Source organism: Micromonospora sp. NPDC048170 (genome assembly GCF_040652795.1).
In the GTDB taxonomy this organism is placed as follows: domain Bacteria; phylum Actinomycetota; class Actinomycetes; order Mycobacteriales; family Micromonosporaceae; genus Micromonospora.
On the sequence record NZ_JBEZMR010000004.1, the window covers coordinates 368,642 to 385,709 of the forward strand.

At 73.9% G+C, this 17,068-nt stretch carries 18 protein-coding genes; 9 read left to right on the plus strand and 9 right to left on the minus strand.

From position 1 onward, the window contains the following. Positions 1-34: 34 nt before the first annotated feature. Positions 35-724 carry a metal-dependent transcriptional regulator gene (locus AB0D32_RS10225; protein WP_357087282.1) on the minus strand — a complete coding sequence of 230 codons (690 nt, stop codon included), beginning with the start codon at positions 722-724 and terminating at the stop codon, positions 35-37. A 162-nt stretch (positions 725-886) separates the two neighbouring features. Between AB0D32_RS10225 and AB0D32_RS10230 the strand changes: the two genes are divergently transcribed. The 3 genes from AB0D32_RS10230 (at position 887) to AB0D32_RS10240 (ending at position 5,583) form a co-directional block, all read left to right on the plus strand. Beyond that, the gene (locus AB0D32_RS10230; protein ID WP_357087284.1) at positions 887-1,741 is read left to right on the plus strand and encodes a sulfurtransferase; all 855 of its coding nucleotides are present in this window, start codon (positions 887-889) and stop codon (positions 1,739-1,741) included. Between the two features lie 80 nt (positions 1,742-1,821). After that, positions 1,822-3,003 (plus strand): acetoin utilization protein AcuC, encoded by a 1,182-nt coding sequence (locus AB0D32_RS10235; protein ID WP_357087286.1) that lies wholly within the window; start codon positions 1,822-1,824, stop codon positions 3,001-3,003. A 24-nt stretch (positions 3,004-3,027) separates the two neighbouring features. Continuing rightward, on the plus strand, positions 3,028-5,583 hold the full coding sequence (locus tag AB0D32_RS10240) for a GNAT family N-acetyltransferase (protein ID WP_357087288.1): 2,556 nt from the start codon (positions 3,028-3,030) through the stop codon (positions 5,581-5,583). Between the two features lie 42 nt (positions 5,584-5,625). On the opposite strand, the gene AB0D32_RS10245 is transcribed toward AB0D32_RS10240, so the two are convergent. Both AB0D32_RS10245 and sigB read right to left on the minus strand, forming a co-directional pair. Further along, positions 5,626-6,033 carry a VOC family protein gene (locus AB0D32_RS10245; protein WP_357087291.1) on the minus strand — a complete coding sequence of 136 codons (408 nt, stop codon included), beginning with the start codon at positions 6,031-6,033 and terminating at the stop codon, positions 5,626-5,628. Between the two features lie 100 nt (positions 6,034-6,133). After that, complete coding sequence (sigB, locus tag AB0D32_RS10250; RefSeq protein WP_357087453.1) at positions 6,134-7,138, minus strand: RNA polymerase sigma factor SigB; 1,005 nt, start codon at positions 7,136-7,138, stop codon at positions 6,134-6,136. A gap of 273 nt (positions 7,139-7,411) precedes the next feature. Between sigB and AB0D32_RS10255 the strand changes: the two genes are divergently transcribed. After that, on the plus strand, positions 7,412-8,200 hold the full coding sequence (locus tag AB0D32_RS10255; protein WP_357087293.1) for a sporulation protein: 789 nt from the start codon (positions 7,412-7,414) through the stop codon (positions 8,198-8,200). A 113-nt stretch (positions 8,201-8,313) separates the two neighbouring features. Here AB0D32_RS10255 and dtd read toward each other — a convergent pair whose 3' ends face one another. Together dtd and AB0D32_RS10265 are read right to left on the minus strand one after the other, a co-directional pair. Next, on the minus strand, positions 8,314-8,736 hold the full coding sequence (gene dtd / locus AB0D32_RS10260) for a D-aminoacyl-tRNA deacylase (RefSeq protein ID WP_357087295.1): 423 nt from the start codon (positions 8,734-8,736) through the stop codon (positions 8,314-8,316). After that, positions 8,736-10,220: a methyltransferase gene (locus AB0D32_RS10265; RefSeq protein ID WP_357087297.1), complete on the minus strand. Its 1,485-nt coding sequence runs from the start codon at positions 10,218-10,220 to the stop codon at positions 8,736-8,738. Before AB0D32_RS10265 ends, dtd begins: the two co-directional genes overlap by 1 nt. Before the next feature lie 147 nt (positions 10,221-10,367). Here AB0D32_RS10265 and AB0D32_RS10270 point away from each other — a divergent pair, with 147 nt between their 5' ends. After that, entirely contained in the window at positions 10,368-10,949 is a 582-nt protein-coding gene (locus AB0D32_RS10270; protein WP_357087299.1) for an HhH-GPD-type base excision DNA repair protein, read from the plus strand. A gap of 8 nt (positions 10,950-10,957) precedes the next feature. Here the strand turns inward: AB0D32_RS10270 and AB0D32_RS10275 are convergent, their stop codons facing one another. Both AB0D32_RS10275 and AB0D32_RS10280 read right to left on the minus strand, forming a co-directional pair. Beyond that, positions 10,958-11,269 carry a hypothetical protein gene (locus AB0D32_RS10275; RefSeq protein ID WP_091634101.1) on the minus strand — a complete coding sequence of 104 codons (312 nt, stop codon included), beginning with the start codon at positions 11,267-11,269 and terminating at the stop codon, positions 10,958-10,960. After that, complete coding sequence (locus AB0D32_RS10280) at positions 11,259-11,570, minus strand: hypothetical protein (RefSeq protein WP_357087302.1); 312 nt, start codon at positions 11,568-11,570, stop codon at positions 11,259-11,261. The genes AB0D32_RS10275 and AB0D32_RS10280 overlap by 11 nt, the downstream gene beginning before the upstream one ends. A 107-nt stretch (positions 11,571-11,677) precedes the next feature. Between AB0D32_RS10280 and AB0D32_RS10285 the strand changes: the two genes are divergently transcribed. Then, a complete protein-coding gene (locus AB0D32_RS10285) occupies positions 11,678-12,034 on the plus strand; it encodes a DUF3099 domain-containing protein (RefSeq protein ID WP_357087304.1) in 357 nt (118 codons plus the stop codon). 138 nt (positions 12,035-12,172) lie between these two features. On the opposite strand, the gene AB0D32_RS10290 is transcribed toward AB0D32_RS10285, so the two are convergent. Next, a complete protein-coding gene (locus AB0D32_RS10290) occupies positions 12,173-13,069 on the minus strand; it encodes a PfkB family carbohydrate kinase (RefSeq protein ID WP_357087307.1) in 897 nt (298 codons plus the stop codon). Beyond that, complete coding sequence (locus tag AB0D32_RS10295) at positions 13,066-13,995, minus strand: pseudouridine-5'-phosphate glycosidase (RefSeq protein ID WP_357087309.1); 930 nt, start codon at positions 13,993-13,995, stop codon at positions 13,066-13,068. The genes AB0D32_RS10290 and AB0D32_RS10295 overlap by 4 nt, the downstream gene beginning before the upstream one ends. Before the next feature lie 87 nt (positions 13,996-14,082). On the opposite strand from AB0D32_RS10295, the gene AB0D32_RS10300 reads away from it, so the two are divergent. The 3 genes from AB0D32_RS10300 to AB0D32_RS10310 all read left to right on the plus strand — a co-directional run bounded on the left by AB0D32_RS10300 (position 14,083) and on the right by AB0D32_RS10310 (position 16,892). After that, entirely contained in the window at positions 14,083-14,301 is a 219-nt protein-coding gene (locus AB0D32_RS10300; RefSeq protein ID WP_089001394.1) for a DUF3039 domain-containing protein, read from the plus strand. 40 nt (positions 14,302-14,341) lie between these two features. After that, positions 14,342-14,992 carry a TRIC cation channel family protein gene (locus AB0D32_RS10305; RefSeq protein WP_357087312.1) on the plus strand — a complete coding sequence of 217 codons (651 nt, stop codon included), beginning with the start codon at positions 14,342-14,344 and terminating at the stop codon, positions 14,990-14,992. A 169-nt stretch (positions 14,993-15,161) separates the two neighbouring features. Then, positions 15,162-16,892, plus strand: coding sequence for a DEAD/DEAH box helicase (locus AB0D32_RS10310; RefSeq protein WP_357087314.1), 1,731 nt, complete (start codon positions 15,162-15,164; stop codon positions 16,890-16,892). Positions 16,893-17,068 lie beyond the last annotated feature (176 nt).

Here is a 17,068-nt window from a genome sequence, read left to right on the forward strand (position 1 = left end):
GGGCGAGGGGTGGGTGGGGTGGGCGTGGGGTGGGTCAGTGGGCGGCTACGAAGACGCGGGAGGCGATCTCGCGGGGCAGTCTGATCCGCTCGCCGGAGCGGTCGATGGAGACCCCGTCGCGTTCCTGCGCGACCGTCACCGTGGCGCCCGGGTCGACGCCGGCGGCGTGCAGCTGCCGGAGCACGTCGGCGTCGGTCTGCACGCTCTCGCAGATCCGCCGGACCACGACCGACCCCGACAGGCCGGGGAACGCCAGGTTGCGCTCACCCTCGGCTGGGGCGGCGGTCGGCTGCTCCGGCCTGCCCAACTCCTCCAGCCCCGGGATCGGGTTGCCGTAGGGCGAGCGGGTCGGCCGGTTGAGCAGGTCGTAGACCCGCTTCTCGACGGCGTCGCTCATCACGTGTTCCCACCGGCAGGCCTCCTCGTGGGCCTCCTCGTAGGGCATCCCGATGACGTTGACCAGCAGGAGCTCGGCGAGCCGGTGCTTGCGCATCACGGAGACCGCGTTGCTGCGGCCGTGCGGGGTGAGCGCCAGGTGCCGGTCGCCCTCGACGGTGAGCAGGCCGTCGCGTTCCATCCGCGCGACGGTCTGGCTGACGGTGGGGCCGCTCTGCCCCAACCGCTCGGCGATCCGGGCCCGCAGCGGCGGCACCCCCTCCTCCTCCAGCTCGAGGATGGTCTTGAGGTACATCTCGGTCGTATCGACCAAATCCGTCTTAGACACCTTCATCCCTTTCCTGCGGCGAAGGTAACTTCAGGCTGGGTCGTGTCGACCAAGTCGCGCTTCACGCCAGCGGCCCTCCGGCCAACGATGCTACCTTGGCGTTCGCCGAACGACCCACGGCGAACCGCCAGGTCCGTGCCCGGATGGTGTTGACTGGACGCCATGCCCGGAACCGAGGATCTTCTGGTGGAGGCCGACCGGCTCGCTGTCGAACTCGGCCACGCCGATTCGCCCACCCTGCTCGACGTCCGCTGGCGGCTCGTCGGCCCGCCCGGCCGGGACGACTACGCCGCCGGCCACCTCCCCGGCGCGGTCTTCGTCGACCTGGACACCGCGCTCTGCGGGCCGCCCGGCCCCGTGGGCCGCCACCCGCTGCCCGACCCCGCCGCGCTCCAGGCCGTGCTGCGGGCCGCCGGGGTCCGGGCCGGTCATCCCGTGGTGGTGTACGACGGCGGCGACGGCATGGCCGCCGCCCGCGCCTGGTGGACCCTGCGCTGGGCGGGCCACCGGCCGGTACGGCTGCTGCACGGCGGCTTCCCCGCGTGGCTGGCCGCCGGGCTGCCCACCAGCACGGCGGTGCCGGCCCCGGCACCGGGCGACGTCGAGGTGCGCCCCGGCGCGCTGCCGGTGCTCGACGCGGGGGAGGCAGCCCGGTCGGCCGCGGCCGGCGAGGGTGTCCTGCTCGACGTGCGCGCCGCACCGCGCTACCGGGGCGAGACCGAGCCGATCGATCCGGTCGCCGGCCACGTCCCCGGTGCCGTGAACCTGCCGGCGCCCGAGTACGTCGCCGAGGGCCGGTTCCCGGCCGCCGACGTCCTGCGCGAACGGTTCGCCGCGGCCGGGGTGGGCGACGGGCGGCCGGTCGGGGCGTACTGCGGGTCGGGGGTGACCGCCGCCCAGGCCGTGTTGGCGCTGCACCTCGCCGGCCGACCGGACGCGGCGCTCTACGTCGGATCGTGGAGCAACTGGGTCGCCGACCCGACCCGACCGGTGGCCACCGGACCGACACCGGGCTGAGCACGCCGTGCGCCGGCGACACCGGCCGGCTGAGCAGCGCGTGTGCGGGTGCGTCCGGGAGCGCGTGCGACGATGAGGCCATGTCCGAGGACACGGTGGTGGTGTGGGACGAGTCCCTGCTCGCCTACGACATGGGAGATCATCCTCTCGACCCGGTACGGGTGGAGTTGACCGTCGCGCTCGCCCGCGAGCTCGGCGTCCTGGAGCGTCCGGGGGTGCGGCTGGTGAAGCCGGAGCCGGCCGGCGACGCGCTGCTGACCCGGGTGCACGACCCGCGCTACCTCGACGCGGTGCGGGTGGCTCCCCGCGACCCGCTCTTCGCCGGCTTCGGGCTGGGCACCTCGGACAATCCGGTCTTCGACGGGATGCACGAGTCCAGCGCGCTGGTCGCCGGGGCCTCGGTGGCGGCGGCCGAGGCGGTCTGGCGGGGCGAGGCCCGGCGGGCGGTCAACGTGGCCGGTGGGCTGCACCACGCCATGCCGGCCCGGGCCGCCGGGTTCTGCGTCTACAACGACCCGGCGGTGGCCATCGCCCGCCTGCTCGACCTCGGCGCCGAGCGGGTCGCGTACGTGGACGTGGACGTGCACCACGGCGACGGGGTGCAGCAGATCTTCTGGAACGACCCCCGGGTGTTGACGGTCAGCGTGCACGAGACGCCGCTGGCGCTCTTCCCGGGCACCGGCTTCCCGGACGAGACGGGCGGCTCACAGGCGCCGGGCAGCGCCGTCAACGTTCCGTTGCCGCCGGGCGTGGACGACGCCGGCTGGCAGCGCGCCTTCCACGCGGTGGTGCCGTCGGTGCTGCGCGCGTTCCGGCCGCAGGTGTTGTTCACCCAGTGCGGCGCCGACGGGCACCGGCTCGACCCGCTCGCCGACCTGAACCTCTCCGTCGACGGTCAGCGGGCCACCTACCTGGCCCTGCGGGCCCTCGCCGACGAACTCTGCGAGGGCCGCTGGGTGGCCACCGGCGGTGGCGGGTACGCGCTGGTCGAGGTGGTGCCCCGGGCCTGGACACACCTGCTCGCGGTGGCGACGGGGGAGCCGATCGACCCGGCGACGTTGACCCCGCCCGCCTGGCGGGAGCTGGCCACCGCGCGCCGGCCGGGGCGGCAGATCCCGCTGCGGATGACCGACGACATCGACCCGTCGTACGAGCCGTGGCAGCCGACGGGCGAGCCGACGGCGGTGGACCGGGCGATCGCGGCGGCCCGCAAGACCGCCTTCCCACTGTTCGGGCTCGACCCGCACGATCCGCGCGACTGAGCCGGCCGGGGGAGGGCCGAACGGGTGACCACGGTGGAACAACCGGTGGACGTGCTGCTCAGCGACGGCACGACCGTGCAGTTGCGCCCGATCCGTCCGTCGGACGGGCCGGGCATCGTGGCGATGCACTCGCGGTTCTCCGAGCGCACCCGCTACCTGCGTTACTTCTCGCCGTATCCGCGCATCCCCCAGCGGGACCTGCAACGCTTCGTCAACGTCGACCACCGCGACCGGGAGGCGTTCGTGGTGCTGGTCGGCGACCGGATCGTCGCCGTCGGCCGCTACGAGCGGCTCGGCCCACAGGCGCCCGAGGCCGAGGTGGCGTTCGTGGTCGAGGACGCCTACCAGGGCCGGGGTATCGGTTCGGTGCTGCTGGAGCACCTGGCCGACGCGGCCAGCCGCAACGACATCGCCAACTTCGTGGCGGAGGTGCTGCCGGCCAACGGTGCGATGCTGCGGGTCTTCTCCGACTTCGGCTACCAGGTGCAGCGGCAGTTCGCCGACGGGGTGGTGCACCTGACCTTCCCGATCGCGCCCACCGACGCGACGCTGGAGGTGCAGCGCGGCCGGGAGCACCGCACCGAGGCCCGCTCCATCGCCCGGCTGCTCGCCCCGCGTGGCGTCGCCGTCTACGGCGCCAGCGCCAGTGGGCAGGGCGTCGGCGCGGCGGTGCTCGGGCACCTGCGCGACGGCGGTTACACCGGCCCGGTGATCCCGGTGCATCCGAGCGCGGCGACGGTCGCCGGGCTGCCCGCGTACCCCTCGGCGGCTGATGCCGGCGTGCCGGTCGACCTGGCCGTGGTGGCGGTCCCGCCGGAGGCGGCGCGGGAGGTGGTGGCCGATGCGGCCGCAGCCGGCGCGCACGGCCTGGTGGTCATCTCGGCGGGCTTCGCCGAGGCGGGCGGCGAGGGCGCCGCCACGCAGCGCGCGCTGGTCCGCGCGGCGCACGCGGCGGGCATGCGGGTGGTCGGCCCGAACTGCCTGGGGGTGGCCAACACCGACCCGGCGGTACGCCTCAACGCCACCCTCGCCCCGCGACTGCCGGTGCCGGGCCGGGCCGGCATCTTCAGTCAGTCCGGCGCGTTCGGGGTGGCGCTGCTGGCCGAGGCGGACCGGCGCGGGCTGGGCCTGTCCAGCTTCGTCTCGGCCGGTAACCGGGCCGACGTCTCCGGCAACGACCTGCTCCAGTACTGGCAGGACGACCCCGGCACCGACGTGATCATGTTGTACCTGGAGACCTTCGGCAACCCGCGCAAGTTCGCCCGGCTGGCCCGCCGGATCGGCCGGGACAAGCCCGTGGTGGCGCTCGCCTCACCGGCCCGGCCGCCGGGCGTGGGTGACTCCGCCGGCCCGGACGAGGTGGCCGTGGGCGCGCTGTTCGCCCACTCCGGCGTGATCCGGGTGGACACCGTCGCCGAGCTGCTCGACGTCGGGGTGCTGCTGGCCCACCAGCCGCTGCCGGCCGGGCCGAGGGTCGGCGTGGTCGGCAACTCCTCGGCGCTGACCGGGCTGGCGGCCACCGCCTGCGCCGCGCAGGGGCTCACCGTCGCCCCGGGCTACCCGCGTGACGTCGGCCCGCGCGCCGGCGCCGCGGAGTTCGCCGCCGCGCTCGCCGAGACGGGCGCCGACGACGAGGTGGACGCGTTGGTGGCGGTGTTCGCCCCGCCGCTGCCCGGCCAGCTCACCGACACCGAGGCGGATTTCACCACCGCACTGCCCAGCGCGTCCGCCGCCGGCAAGCCGACGGTGGCGACGTTCCTGGTCGGGCGGGTGCCCGCCGGGGTGCCGGCGTACCCGAGCGTGGAGGAGGCAGTCCGTGCCCTCGCCCGCGTCGCCGAGTACGCCGACTGGCTGCGCCGGCCCGCCGGGGTGCCGCCGGAGCTGCCCCGGGTCGACCGGGAGGCGGCGCACACCGCCCTGCGCCCCGAGGCCCTCGATCCGGTGGGGCTGCTGGCCGCGTACGGCATCGACGTGGTCGAGTCGGTGCCGGCGCGGTCCGCCGGGGAGGCCGCCGACGCGGCGGCCTGGCTGGGTTTCCCGGTGGCCCTCAAGGCTGCCGCCCCCGGCCTGCGGCACCGGCTCGACCTCGGCGCGGTCCGGCTCGACCTGCCCGACGCGGCCACGGTGCGCCGCACGTACGCGGAGATGGCGGCGGTCTTCGGCGCGGACGTCCTGGTGCAGCCGATGGTCCCGCCCGGCGTGGCCTGCGTGGTCGAGCTGGTGGAGGACCCGGCGTTCGGCCCGGTGGTCGGCTTCGGGCTCGGCGGTGTCGCCACCGAGCTGCTCGGCGACCGGGCCTGGCGGGCGGTGCCACTGACCGATCTGGACGCTGCCGAGCTGGTCGACGAGCCCCGGGCGGCGCCGCTGCTGCGCGGGCATCGGGGCGCGGCGCCGGTGGACCGGGCGGCCCTGGCGGACCTGCTGCTGCGGGTGGGCCGGCTCGCCGACGAGCAGCCCCGGGTCCGCGCGCTGACCCTCAACCCGGTGCTCGCCCGCCCGGACGGCATCTCGGTGCTGCACGCCACCGTGCGCATCGGTTCCGCCGTCCCCCGCCCGGACACCGGCCCCCGCCGGCTGTAAGGAAGGCCCCTTCCTGACGCTTTGTGAGCGGCGGCGGAGCAGTCAGGCCCGGTCGGAGATCTGCTGCACGGCCCAGGCGTTGCCGTCCGGGTCGGCGAAGTGGACGAAGCCGACATTGTCCAGCGGATCCGGCACGGGACGGGGATTCTCGCCGATCACCTGGATCTCGCTGACCTCGACACCCCGCCCGACCAGCTCGGCCCGCGCCCGGCGCAGGTCGGGCACGACCAGTTGGAGCCCCTTGAGGGAACCCGGCGGCATGTCCGGCAGCACCCCCTTGCCGATCACGATCGAGCAGCCGGAGCCCGGCGGGGTGAGCTGCACGACCCGCGCGTCGTCGCTGATCACCGTGTCGTGGTCCACGGCGAAGCCGAGCTGGTCGGCGTAGAACGATTTCGCCCGGTCCACGTCGGAGACCGGCACGATCACCACTTCCAGGGTCCAGTTCACACCTGTTGGTAGCCCAGGGAGCAGCCGGGGTCAAGGACCACGACCCGGACGGACGCGAGGCCCCGGCGAACCGCCGGGGCCTCACGTGGTCAGGAAAACCTCAGCAGGCGTACGCCTCCAGGCGCTGAGCCCGCTCCGGGGCGCGCAGCTTCAGCAGGGTCACCTTCTCGATCTGCCGGATCCGCTCCCGGGACAGGCCGAACTCCCGGCCGACCTCGTCGAGGGTGCGCTGCCGGCCGTCGTCGAGGCCGAACCGGAGCCGGATGACGGCCTGCTCCCGCTGCGAGAGGGTGGAGAGCACGATGCTCACCTCGTTGCGCAGCTCGCCGTTCGCGGCGGCGTCACCCGGCTCGGCGCTCGGGTCGACGGCGGCGACGAAGTCGCCGAGCGCGCTCTCGCCGTCCTCACCGACCGCCTGGTCGAGGCTCACCGGCTCCCGGTCGTACGAGATCAGCTCGATCACCTGGAACTCCGGGACGTCCATGGCCCGGGCGACCTCGGCGACGGTGGGCTCGCGTCCCAGCGAGACGGAAAGCTCGCGACGGGCCCGGACCATGCGGTTGACCTGCTCGACCATGTGCACGGGGATGCGGATGGTGCGGGCCTGGTCGGCCATGGCCCGGGTGATGGCCTGCCGGATCCACCAGGTGGCGTACGTGGAGAACTTGTAGCCCTTGGCGTAGTCGAACTTCTCGACGGCGCGGATCAGGCCGAGGTTGCCCTCCTGGATCAAATCGAGGAACGCCATGCCGCGGCCGGTGTAGCGCTTGGCGATGCTGACCACCAGCCGCAGGTTGGCCTCCAGCAGGTGGTTCTTCGCCGCCCGGCCCTGCACGACGATCAACTCCAGGTCGGCGCGGAACTCGGCGGAGACCGGCGTGCAGGTCGCCAGCTTCTCCTCGGCGAACAACCCGGCCTCGATCCGCTTGGCCAGGTCGACCTCCTGGGCGGCGGTCAGCAGCTTCGTCCGCCCGATTCCGTTCAGGTATGCCCGGACCAGGTCCGTCGAGACGCCGCGCTCGTCGGTGGCGTCGAGGTCGGTCAGGGTGTCGGTGGCGCTCGCGGCCTCGGTGGTGCCGGCCGAGCGCGTCCGGTGCTCCATCATCTGCAGGGCCATCTCAGTTTCTCCCCGTGTCCACGTCTGTGCCGTTGGAGCCGGCCCAGTGGTGCCGGTGTGACACACAGCTTGGCGGGCGGGGCGTGAAACGGGAGTGAGGCGATCGGGGACCCGACACGAATTCCGTCGATTGCCTGCTCAGCGTGGGCGGCTCGTCGCCGAGCGCTGCTTGCCGGAGGCGGTTACGGTGCCAGCGGTCGGCCAGCGAGGCCGGCTCCCGCCGGCGACGTCGGCGCACCGGAAAAGGTTATGGAGGGTGTCGTGGTCTTCAAGCGGCTCATGCAGGCTATGGGTGTGGGTGGCCCGTCGGTGGAAACCGTACTGGCGAATCCGAACTGCCGCCCCGGCGGCCAACTGGAGGGCGTCATCCACGTGGCCGGCGGCGACCACCCCGTCGACGTGTCGTACGTCGCCCTGGGGCTGGTCACCCGCGTCGAGGTGGAGAGCGGCGACAACGACTACGAGACCACGCAGGAGTTCCACCGGCAGGCCGCGACGGGCGCGTTCCGGCTCGACGCGGGGCAGCGCCACGACATCCCGTTCCGCTTCGCCGTGCCGTGGGAGACGCCGCTCACCGAGCTGTACGGGCAGCACCTGCACGGGATGACGATGGGGCTGCGTACGGAGCTGGAGGTGGCGCGCGCGGTCGACAAGGGCGACCTGGACGCGGTGGCGGTGCACCCGCTGCCGTCCCAGCAGAAGATCCTGGAGGCGTTCCTGCGGCTGGGCTTCCGGTTCGCCCGGGCCGACGTGGAGCGGGGCCACATCTACGGCGTGCGGCAGAGCCTCCCCTTCTACCAGGAGATCGAGTTCTACCCGGCACCGCAGTACGCCCGGGCGATCAACCAGCTGGAGGTCACGTTCGTCACCGACCCGCAGCAGATCCAGGTGGTGCTGGAGCTGGACAAGCGCGGCGGCCTGTTCACCGAGGGCCGGGACGCCTTCGGCCGTTTCGCCATCGACCACGCCACCGCCGAGCGCACCGACTGGACCGCCCAGCTCGACGCCTGGATCCGTCAGTCGCTCCAGCGCCGCGGCCTCTTCGGCTGACTGTCCTCTCCTCCTGGCCTCTCCGGCGACGGGCACGAGGTCGACGGCGACGGTGGTCTCCGGCGCCGCCGTCGACCCGTGACCGGCAGGGGAGGGCGGGGAGGGCGGGCCCGTCAGAGGTCGAGGAGCACCGTGCGGGGGCCGACGTTGACGCTCTCGACCAGCATGTGGGCGCGGAAGCGGCCGGTCTCCACCTTCGCGCCCCGGGCCCGCAGCTCCTCCACGACCGCCGTCACCAGGGGCTCCGCGACCTGCGCCGGGGCGGCCGCCGTCCAGCTCGGGCGCCGGCCCTTGCGGGCGTCGCCGTAGAGGGTGAACTGGCTGACCACCAGGATCGGCGCGCCGGTGTCCGCCGCGGAGCGTTCCTCGTCGAGGATCCGCAGCTCGTGCACCTTGCGGGCCATCGTGCGGGCGGTCTCGGCGGTGTCGGTGTGGGTCACCCCGAGCAGCACCAGCAGCCCGTCGTCGATCGCGCCGACCACCTCGCCGTCGACCGTCACACCGGCCCGGCCGACGGTCTGCACCACGGCCCGCATCAGTCGGCGACCGGCTCGATGAAGCCGCGCTCGACGAGGTGCGCGACGATCGGCCCGGCCGCCTCGGCCAGCTCCCCGGGGGCGACGTCGTGCGCGGCGGCGAGCAGGACGAGCTGGTCGCGCAGCGTCAGCCGCCCGTCCGCCCCGCCGACCAGGGCCAGGACGAGAGGGTCGATCTCCTCGGTCCAGCGCAGGCCGTGCGGCATGGCCAGCACCTGCCGGTCGACCGCCCAGCCCTCGTCGCCCATGGTGGCCTCCTGCCGCAGTTGGAGACCGTCGGCGGCCCGGTAGCGGGCGGCGAGCAGCCCGTCGGTGTCGCGGGAGCGGAGCCAGTCCTGACGGTCGAACCACGTGCCGACCCGGTCGCCGAGCGGCGTCTCGACCCGCTGGCGCAGGTCCTCCACCCGGACGACCGGGTCGTCGTGGCCGGAGCGGCGCAGCGAGACGATGCCGAAGCCGATCGCCTCCACCTTGTGCGCGTCGAACCAGTCCAGCCAGTCCGCCATCCGCCGAGGGTCGGCTGCCTCGCCGACGTCGGTGAGCCACAGGTTGACGTACGCCATCGGGTCGGCCACCTCGCGCTGGATGACCCAGGCGTCCAGCCCGTTTCCGGCGAACCAGCCGGCCACCCGCTCGGCCCAGTCCTCGCCGGCGACGTGCACCCAGTTGGCCAGGTACTGCATGGTGCCGCCCTCGGTGAGCAGGCCGGGCGCGGCGGCGGCCAGTTCCGCGCCGATCGCGTCGCCGACCCGCCCCGAGTCGCGGTAGACGTGCGTGGTGGTGCCCGGGCCGACCACGAACGGCGGGTTGCTGACCACCGTGTCGAAGCGCCGCCCGGCGACGGGCGCCACCATGTCGCCGCGAAGCAGTTCCCAGTCCTGGCCGTTGAGCGCGGCGGTGGTGGCGGCGAAGCGCAGCGCCCGCGCCGAGACGTCGGTGGCGGTGACCCGACGTGCGTGGGTGGCCAGGTGCAGAGCCTGCACGCCGGAGCCGGTGCCCAGGTCCAGCGCGGTCTCGACGGGCCGGCGGACGGTCGCCCCGATCAGCGTCTGCGTCGCTCCGCCGATGCCGAGGACGTGCTCGGTGTGCAACGGGCGGCCGGGCCGGGCGCTCGCGGGCACGTCGGCGAGCACCCACCAGTCGTCCCCGTACGGTTCCAGGTCCACGCCCATCCGCAGCCCGTCGCCGTGCCGCTCGACCAGGCCCCCGGCGAGCGCCTCGTCCAGCGCCAGCGGCGCCAGCGCGGCGGCCACGGCGGCCTCCGGCTCGGTCTGCTCGCAGATGAACACCCGGATCAGGGTGCCGAGCGGGTCGCGGTCCTCGGTGGCGCGCAGCGCGGCCCGGAAGTCGTTGCGGGCCACCCCACCGGTGGCCTGCGGGCCGAGCCGGTTGGCGATGCCGTTCGAGGTGAACCCGGCCCGGGTCAGCGCCGTCCGTAGCGCCTCGACCCCGGCGGGGGAGAGCAACATGTCGTGTCCGTCCACGTCGCCATCCTGCCTGGTGCCCGGCGCCGGCATGTGGCCACCCGGGCGATCCTCCGGCGCGGCCGTCGCCACTCCCGGAACCGATCCGCGGTACGTGACTCGCGTGTCCGGGTACCGGCCGGACCGGGTGGTGACAGCATTGTCGCCATGACGCTCGCACTACCCATCGATCCCGAGGCCAACCGGTTGCTGGAGCGCAGCCCGCTCGCGTTGCTCATCGGCATGGTCCTCGACCAGCAGGTGCCGATGGAGAAGGCATTCTCCTCGCCGTACGTGCTGGCGCAGCGCCTCGGACGGGATCTGGACGCCCGCGAGTTGGCCGACCACGACCCGGAGGCGCTGCTCGCCCTCTTCGCCCAGCCGCCGGCGCTGCACCGGTTCCCGAAGGCGATGGCGGCCCGGGTGCAGGAGGTGTGCCGGGTCCTCGTCGACCGGTACGACGGCGAGGCCAGCCGGCTCTGGTCGGACGCCGCCGACGGCCGGGAACTGCTGCGCCGCATCGAGGACCTGCCCGGCTTCGGCAAGCAGAAGTCGCAGATCTTCCTCGCGCTGCTCGGCAAACGGTTCGGGGTCACGCCGGAGGGCTGGCGGGAGGCGGCCGGCGGCTACGGCGACCCGGACGTCAACCGGTCGGTGGCCGACATCACCGGCGCGGACTCGCTGCGCCGGGTGCGCGAGTACAAGCAGCAGATGAAGGCGGCGGCGAAGGCGAAGACCGCCGGCGGCTGACGTGAGGATCAGGCGGCGGTCGGCCGGGACAGGGCGGCCAGCGCGCGCCGGACGTCGGCGAGGGAGACCGTGGCCGAGTCGTCCAGGTCGGCCAGGCCGGCCTCGATCCACTGCCGCATGAGCGTGGTGACCCCGATGCCACGCGCGTCGGCGGCGGCACGGACCTGCTCGTACGTCTCCAGCGGCAGGCGCACCGAGCGGCTGACCATGGGGGTGTCGGTGTCGGGGGTGGGCAGCTCCACCGGCTGGCTCCCGTCGATCAGCTCCGCGAGCCGGTCACCGCCGCTGTGGAACTGCTTGGTCGCGTCGTTACGGTTCATCGTCACCGCCTCCTCGTCGGCGAGGTCTCCGCACGGCGTCGTCGTAGCGCTTCGCCTCGACGTCGCTCAGCTCACGGGCGGAGAGAATGTCCCAGTCGTTGTCGGTGCCGTCGGCCTCGGCGAGCAGCACGGCCAGCCGACGCCCCCGCCCGGCGGCGGCGTAGACGACCATCACGTCGTCGCCGAGGTGCCGGATCACCCGACGGGCGCTGTGCAGCGCCTCCCAGACTTCCCCGGGCGTGACGTCGTAGACCCTCAGGTTGGCCAACGCCTCGTCGGTGAAGCTGAACCTGCTGCCCACGGCGCGAGCGTACCACGCAGGTAACACGATGCCGGGTGGAGCGAATTTCGCTGATCACGCGCGGCAGGTGACAGGATGAGGCGTAACCCCCTTGGAGGAGGTCCGTGGTGAAGCGTCAGGCGTACCAGCCGATTCTGATCACCGACGCCTCGCGCAGCCAGGACGACCAGCTCACCAGTCGCCAGAAGCGCTATGTGCTGATGATGGGCATCCGGGTGGCCTGTGTGATCGTCGGTGCCGTCCTGGTCGGCGTACAGGCCCCGCTGCTCTGGCTCTGGCTGCCGATGGTGGCCCTGGGCATGGTGGTCGTCCCGTGGCTGGCGGTCATGCTGGCGAACGACCGGCCGCCCAAGGAGCAGCACCGGCTGGCCAACCGGTTCAAGCCACGGCACCGGGACGAGACCTCGCCGATGAGCCTCACGGCCGAGGAGCGCCCCCACAAGGTCATCGACGCCGAACCCTGACCCTCACCTCACTACAACCTGTCCCACCGCAACCCCGTCCTGCCTCGGGATGTCCCCGCGATCTTGCAACTTCTGCCCGGACAAAAGCCGTGAAGAGGGCATGGGTGGGGCGCTAACTGCAAGATCGCGGGGGACGTGTCAGGAGGTGGGGCGGGCGCCTATCTGGGAGACCGCGAGGGCGCCCAGGTCGCCGGCCCGGCCCAGCGCCACTGCCGGCTCCGCGCCCTTGAGCCAGGCGGTCAGCAGTCCGGCCGCGAACGCGTCCCCGGCTCCGGTGACGTCGACCACCGCCACCCGGCGGGCCGGCGCCACGGTGGCCGAGGACTCCCGGTCCACCCAGACGGCCCCGGCCGCGCCCTGCTTGACGACGATCCGCCGGGCGGAGGCCGACAGTGCCCGCCCCTGTGCCGCCGGCTCCAGCCCGCCGGCCAGCACCGTGGCCTCGTCGGCGTTGACCAGGAGCAGGTCGACTCCGCGTACCCAGGACAGGAAGGCCGCCGCGCCGACCCGCCGCAGCGGGGCCGCGGAGGCCGCGTCGACGCTGGTGGTGAGCCCGTGCTCGCGCGCGGCGGCCAGGGCCCGCAGCCCCGCCGGGCGGGACTCGGCGTCCAGCAGGGTGTACCCGGACAGGTGCAGGTGCCGCGCGTCCGGTGCCGCGGCCAGCGCCGCGTCGACGTCCTGCGGGGCCAGCAGCAGGTTGGCCCCCCGCTCGGTGATCATCGTCCGCTCCCCGGCCGTGGCGAGCACGATGACCGTGCCGGTGGGGCGGTCGGGGTGGACGGTCGTCGCGCAGTCGACCCCGGCGCGCTCCAGCTCGGCCACCCGGTCCCGCCCGGCGGCGTCGTCGCCGACGGCGCCGACCAGCGTGACCGGTACGCCCTGGGCGGCGAGCCAGGCGGCGGTGTTGGCGGCCTGCCCGCCGCCGCTGAACCGGATCGCCGCCGGGGTGTCCGAGCCGGTGGCCATCGGCCCGGCCAGCACCGCCACCACGTCGGTGATCAGGTCACCGACGACGAGGACGCGGCCTGCGCTCATGCCCCGGCGCGGCGGGCGGCCGCGGCGACGGCGATCCGGGCGGCGAGGTCGGCGTTGCGCAGGATGATCCGGACGTTCACCGCCAGGCTCGCCCCCTCGGTCGCCGAGTGGAAGTGCGCGAGCAGGTAGGGCGTCACGGCCTTGCCGGTCACGCCGTCGCGCTCCAGCAGCGCCAGCCCTGCGGCGAGGGTCCGGTCGTGCAGTTCCGGGTCGAGCTGCTCGTCGGTCGGCAGCGGGTTGGCGACGATCAGGCCGCCGTGGTGCACGTGGTGCTGTTCCCGCGCTGCCAGCACGTCGGCGACCTGCTCCGGGGAGTCCAGCGACCAGTCCAGGTCGAAGCCGCCGTCGGTGATGAAGAAGCCGGGGAAGCGGCGGGTCCGGAAGCCGACCACGCCGACACCGAGGGTCTCCAGCCGCTCCAGGGTGGCGCCCACGTCGAGGATCGACTTGACGCCGGCGCAGACCACCGCGATCGGCGTCCGGGCCAGGGTGACCAGGTCGGCCGACTCGTCGAAGGTCTGCGCGGCCTCCCGGTGCACCCCGCCGAGGCCGCCGGTGGCGAACACCCCGATCCCGGCGGCGGCGGCGACCGCGCTGGTCGCGGCCACGGTCGTGGCACCGTCCGCGCCGCTCGCGGCAGCGAGGGCGAGATCGCGTACGGAGAGTTTGGCGACCCCGTCGACGGTGGCGAGCCGGGTCAGCTCGGCGTCGTCCAGTCCCACCACGAGCCGGCCACCGACCATGCCGATGGTCGCCGGGACCGCGCCCGCGTCGCGGACGGCCTGCTCGATCTGTCGGGCCACCCGGAGGTTGTCCGGCCGGGGAAGGCCGTGCGAGACGATGGTGCTCTCCAGGGCGACGACGGGACGCCCGTCGCGCAGGGCGTCGGCAACCTCGCTGCCGTAGCGGATGTGAAAGTCGGTCACGTCACCACCGTACGGCCCCCGCCAGGGCGACCTGAAGTGGACCGGACCGGGGGCGACCTGCCACACTTGAGGGTCGGAGGTGCAGAAGTGAGCACAGAGGTTCTCGAGCGTCCGGAGCTGAAGGACGCCGACACCGGTCCCGAAATGTTCCACTACGTGCGTAAGGAGAAGATCGCGGAGAGTGCCGTCATGGGCACCTTCGTCGTCGCACTGTGTGGGGAGACCTTCCCGGTCACCAAGGCCGCCAAGCCCGGCTCGCCGGTCTGCCCGAAGTGCAAGGAGATCTACGACTCCTGGGGCGAGTGAACCGGGGCGGCTCTCCCGGCCGCGCACGTAACCTTCGCCGGTGACCACCTCCACCGCACTGCTCCTCGCCGACCTCACCGGAGTGGCGGTCTTCGCCGCCTCCGGTGCCTCCGCGGCGGTGGCCAAACGGCTCGACCTCTTCGGTGTCGTCTTCGTCGGCTTCGTGGCCGCGCTGGGTGGCGGGATCTTCCGGGACCTGGCGATCGACGAGGCGCCGCCCCTGGCCTTCGGCGACTGGCGGTACGCCACCACGGCCGCCGTCACCGCCGCCGCCGTCTTCTGGCTGCATCCCCAGTTCGCCCGGCTGCGTACCACCGTGCTGGTGCTGGACGCGGCCGGGCTGGCGCTGTTCACCGTCACCGGCACGGTCAAGGCGCTCGACGCCCAGGTGCCGGCGGTGGGGGCCTGCGTGATCGGCATGCTCACCGCGATCGGCGGCGGTCTCGGGCGGGACCTGCTCACCGCCGAGATCCCGGTGGTGCTGCGGCGGGAGATCTACGCCGTCGCCGCGCTCGTCGGCTCGATCCTCGTGGCGTCGCTGGACGCCCTGGGGCACGCCAACGCCGTCTGGCTGACCGTGGCGGCCGTGGTGGTCTTCCTGCTCCGGCTGGTGGCGCTGCGGCGGCGCTGGTCGGCGCCGGTGGCCACCCTGCGTCCCCCGCGCACGGGAACTCCCGGCACCCATCCCTGATCCGGCTGTCGGATTGTGACCAGCGTGGCGTCGGCTGGGTCGGGCGGCCCGCGCTGGTTATGCTGAGTCGGCCTTCGCGGCACCATCTGCGCGGAGGCGTTTTCATGGGCGGCGGTACCCGTGGCCCTCGCCCGGGGTCCGCCGTCAGGCGGTCGGAGAGGAGCTTCCCGTGGCGGCCCGGTTGCCGGCGATCGAGACGTTTCCGGCACTACGCGCGTGGCAGCGCAAGGCACTCGTGGAGTATCTGCGCAGGCGGGACCCCGACTTCACGGCGGTCGCCACCCCCGGCGCCGGAAAGACCACCTTCGCCCTGCGGATCGCCGCCGAGCTGCTCGCCGACGGCACCGTCGACGTGGTCACCGTGGTGGCCCCGACCGAGCACCTGAAGACCCAGTGGGCGCAGGCGGCGGCCCGGGTCGGCATCCAGCTCGACGCCGCCTTCCGCAACGCCGACCTGCACTCCTCCGCCGACTTCCACGGCGCCGTCGTGACGTACGCGCAGGTGGGGATGGCGCCCCACGTGCACAAGCGGCGCACCCTCACCCGACGCACCCTGGTCGTCCTCGACGAGATCCACCACGCGGGGGACAGCCGCTCCTGGGGCGACGGGGTGAAGGCGGCCTTCGAGGGCGCCGAACGCCGGCTGATGCTCACCGGGACCCCGTTCCGCTCCGACGACAACCCGATCCCGTTCGTCAGCTACGAGCGGGGCGGGGACGGCCTGCTCCGCTCCCGCGCCGACTCGGTCTACGGCTACGCCGACGCGCTGCGCGACGGCGTCGTCCGGCCGGTGCTCTTCCTGGCGTACTCGGGGGAGACCCGGTGGCGCACCAACGCGGGGGAGGAACTGGCGGCGCGGCTCGGCGAGCCGATGACCCAGGACCTCGTCGCGCAGGCCTGGCGTACGGCGCTGGACCCGGCGGGCGACTGGATGCCGCAGGTACTGCGGGCCGCCGACGCCCGGCTGACCGTGCTGCGCAACGCGGGAATGCCCGACGCCGGCGGGTTGATCATCGCCAGCGACCAGCAGACCGCCCGCTCGTACGCGAAGCTCATCGAGCAGGTGACCGGCGAGCGGGCGGCGGTGGTGCTCTCCGACGACGTGGGCGCCTCCGCGCGGATCGCGACGTTCGCGGCCTCCGAACAGCGCTGGATGGTGGCGGTCCGGATGGTCTCCGAGGGCGTCGACATCCCCCGGCTGGCGGTCGGCGTGTACGCGACCAGCGCCAGCACCCCGCTCTACTTCGCGCAGGCGATCGGCCGGTTCGTCCGCGCCCGCTGTCCCGGCGAGACCGCCTCGGTCTTCGTGCCCAGCGTGCCGCACCTGCTCGGGCTGGCCAGCGAGATGGAGGCCGAGCGGGACCACGTGCTCGGCAAGCCCAAGGACCGCGAGGGCTTCGACGACGACCTGTTGGAACGCGCCCAGCGCGACGACCAGGCCAGCGGCGAGCTGGAGAAGCGGTTCGCCGCGCTCTCGGCGACGGCCGAGCTGGACCAGGTGATCTTCGACGGCGCCTCGTTCGGCACCGCCGCCCAGGCCGGCACCCCCGAGGAGGAGGAGTACCTGGGCCTGCCCGGGCTGCTCACCGCCGACCAGGTGGCCCTGCTGCTGACCAAGCGGCAACAGGAACAGCTCGCGGCCCAGCGGCGCCGGGCCGCCAGGCCGGCTGAGGCGGCCGCTGGGGCGTCCACGGCGCCGCCGGTGCAGATGAGCGCCGCCCAGCGTCGGGTCGCCCTACGCCGCCAGCTGAACGCCCTCGTGGCCGCCCGGCACCACCGCACGGGGCAGCCGCACGGGAAGATCCACGCGGAGCTGCGCCGCCTCTGCGGCGGCCCGCCGAGCGCCCAGGCGACCATCGAGCAGCTCGAGGAACGTATCGCCACCGTCCAGACCCTCTGACGGCCGAACCGGTCGACGAGGGTCGCCAGGCTGATCCGTCCGGATCTGCGGCCGCCCGCACCGGACCGCGCGATCCGTGCCGCACGGGACGACGTGGCGTCGGTGCGAGGGTTGGGCGGGGGACGCAGAAAGCCGGCCGGAGGCCCTCTCAGGGGCCTCCGGCCGGCTATGTCGTG

Excerpts from the sequence above, each read along its gene's own strand:
- sigB (WP_357087453.1), bottom strand. The coding sequence starts at position 7,138 with ATGATGGAGCACCGGACGCGCTCGGCCGGCACCACCGAGGCCGCGAGC.
- AB0D32_RS10290 (WP_357087307.1), bottom strand. The coding sequence starts at position 13,069 with ATGAGCGCAGGCCGCGTCCTCGTCGTCGGTGACCTGATCACCGACGTG.
- AB0D32_RS10235 (WP_357087286.1), top strand. The coding sequence starts at position 1,822 with ATGTCCGAGGACACGGTGGTGGTGTGGGACGAGTCCCTGCTCGCCTAC.
- dtd (WP_357087295.1), bottom strand. The coding sequence starts at position 8,736 with ATGCGGGCCGTGGTGCAGACCGTCGGCCGGGCCGGTGTGACGGTCGAC.
- AB0D32_RS10270 (WP_357087299.1), top strand. The coding sequence starts at position 10,368 with ATGACGCTCGCACTACCCATCGATCCCGAGGCCAACCGGTTGCTGGAG.
- AB0D32_RS10275 (WP_091634101.1), bottom strand. The coding sequence starts at position 11,269 with ATGAACCGTAACGACGCGACCAAGCAGTTCCACAGCGGCGGTGACCGG.
- AB0D32_RS10230 (WP_357087284.1), top strand. The coding sequence starts at position 887 with ATGCCCGGAACCGAGGATCTTCTGGTGGAGGCCGACCGGCTCGCTGTC.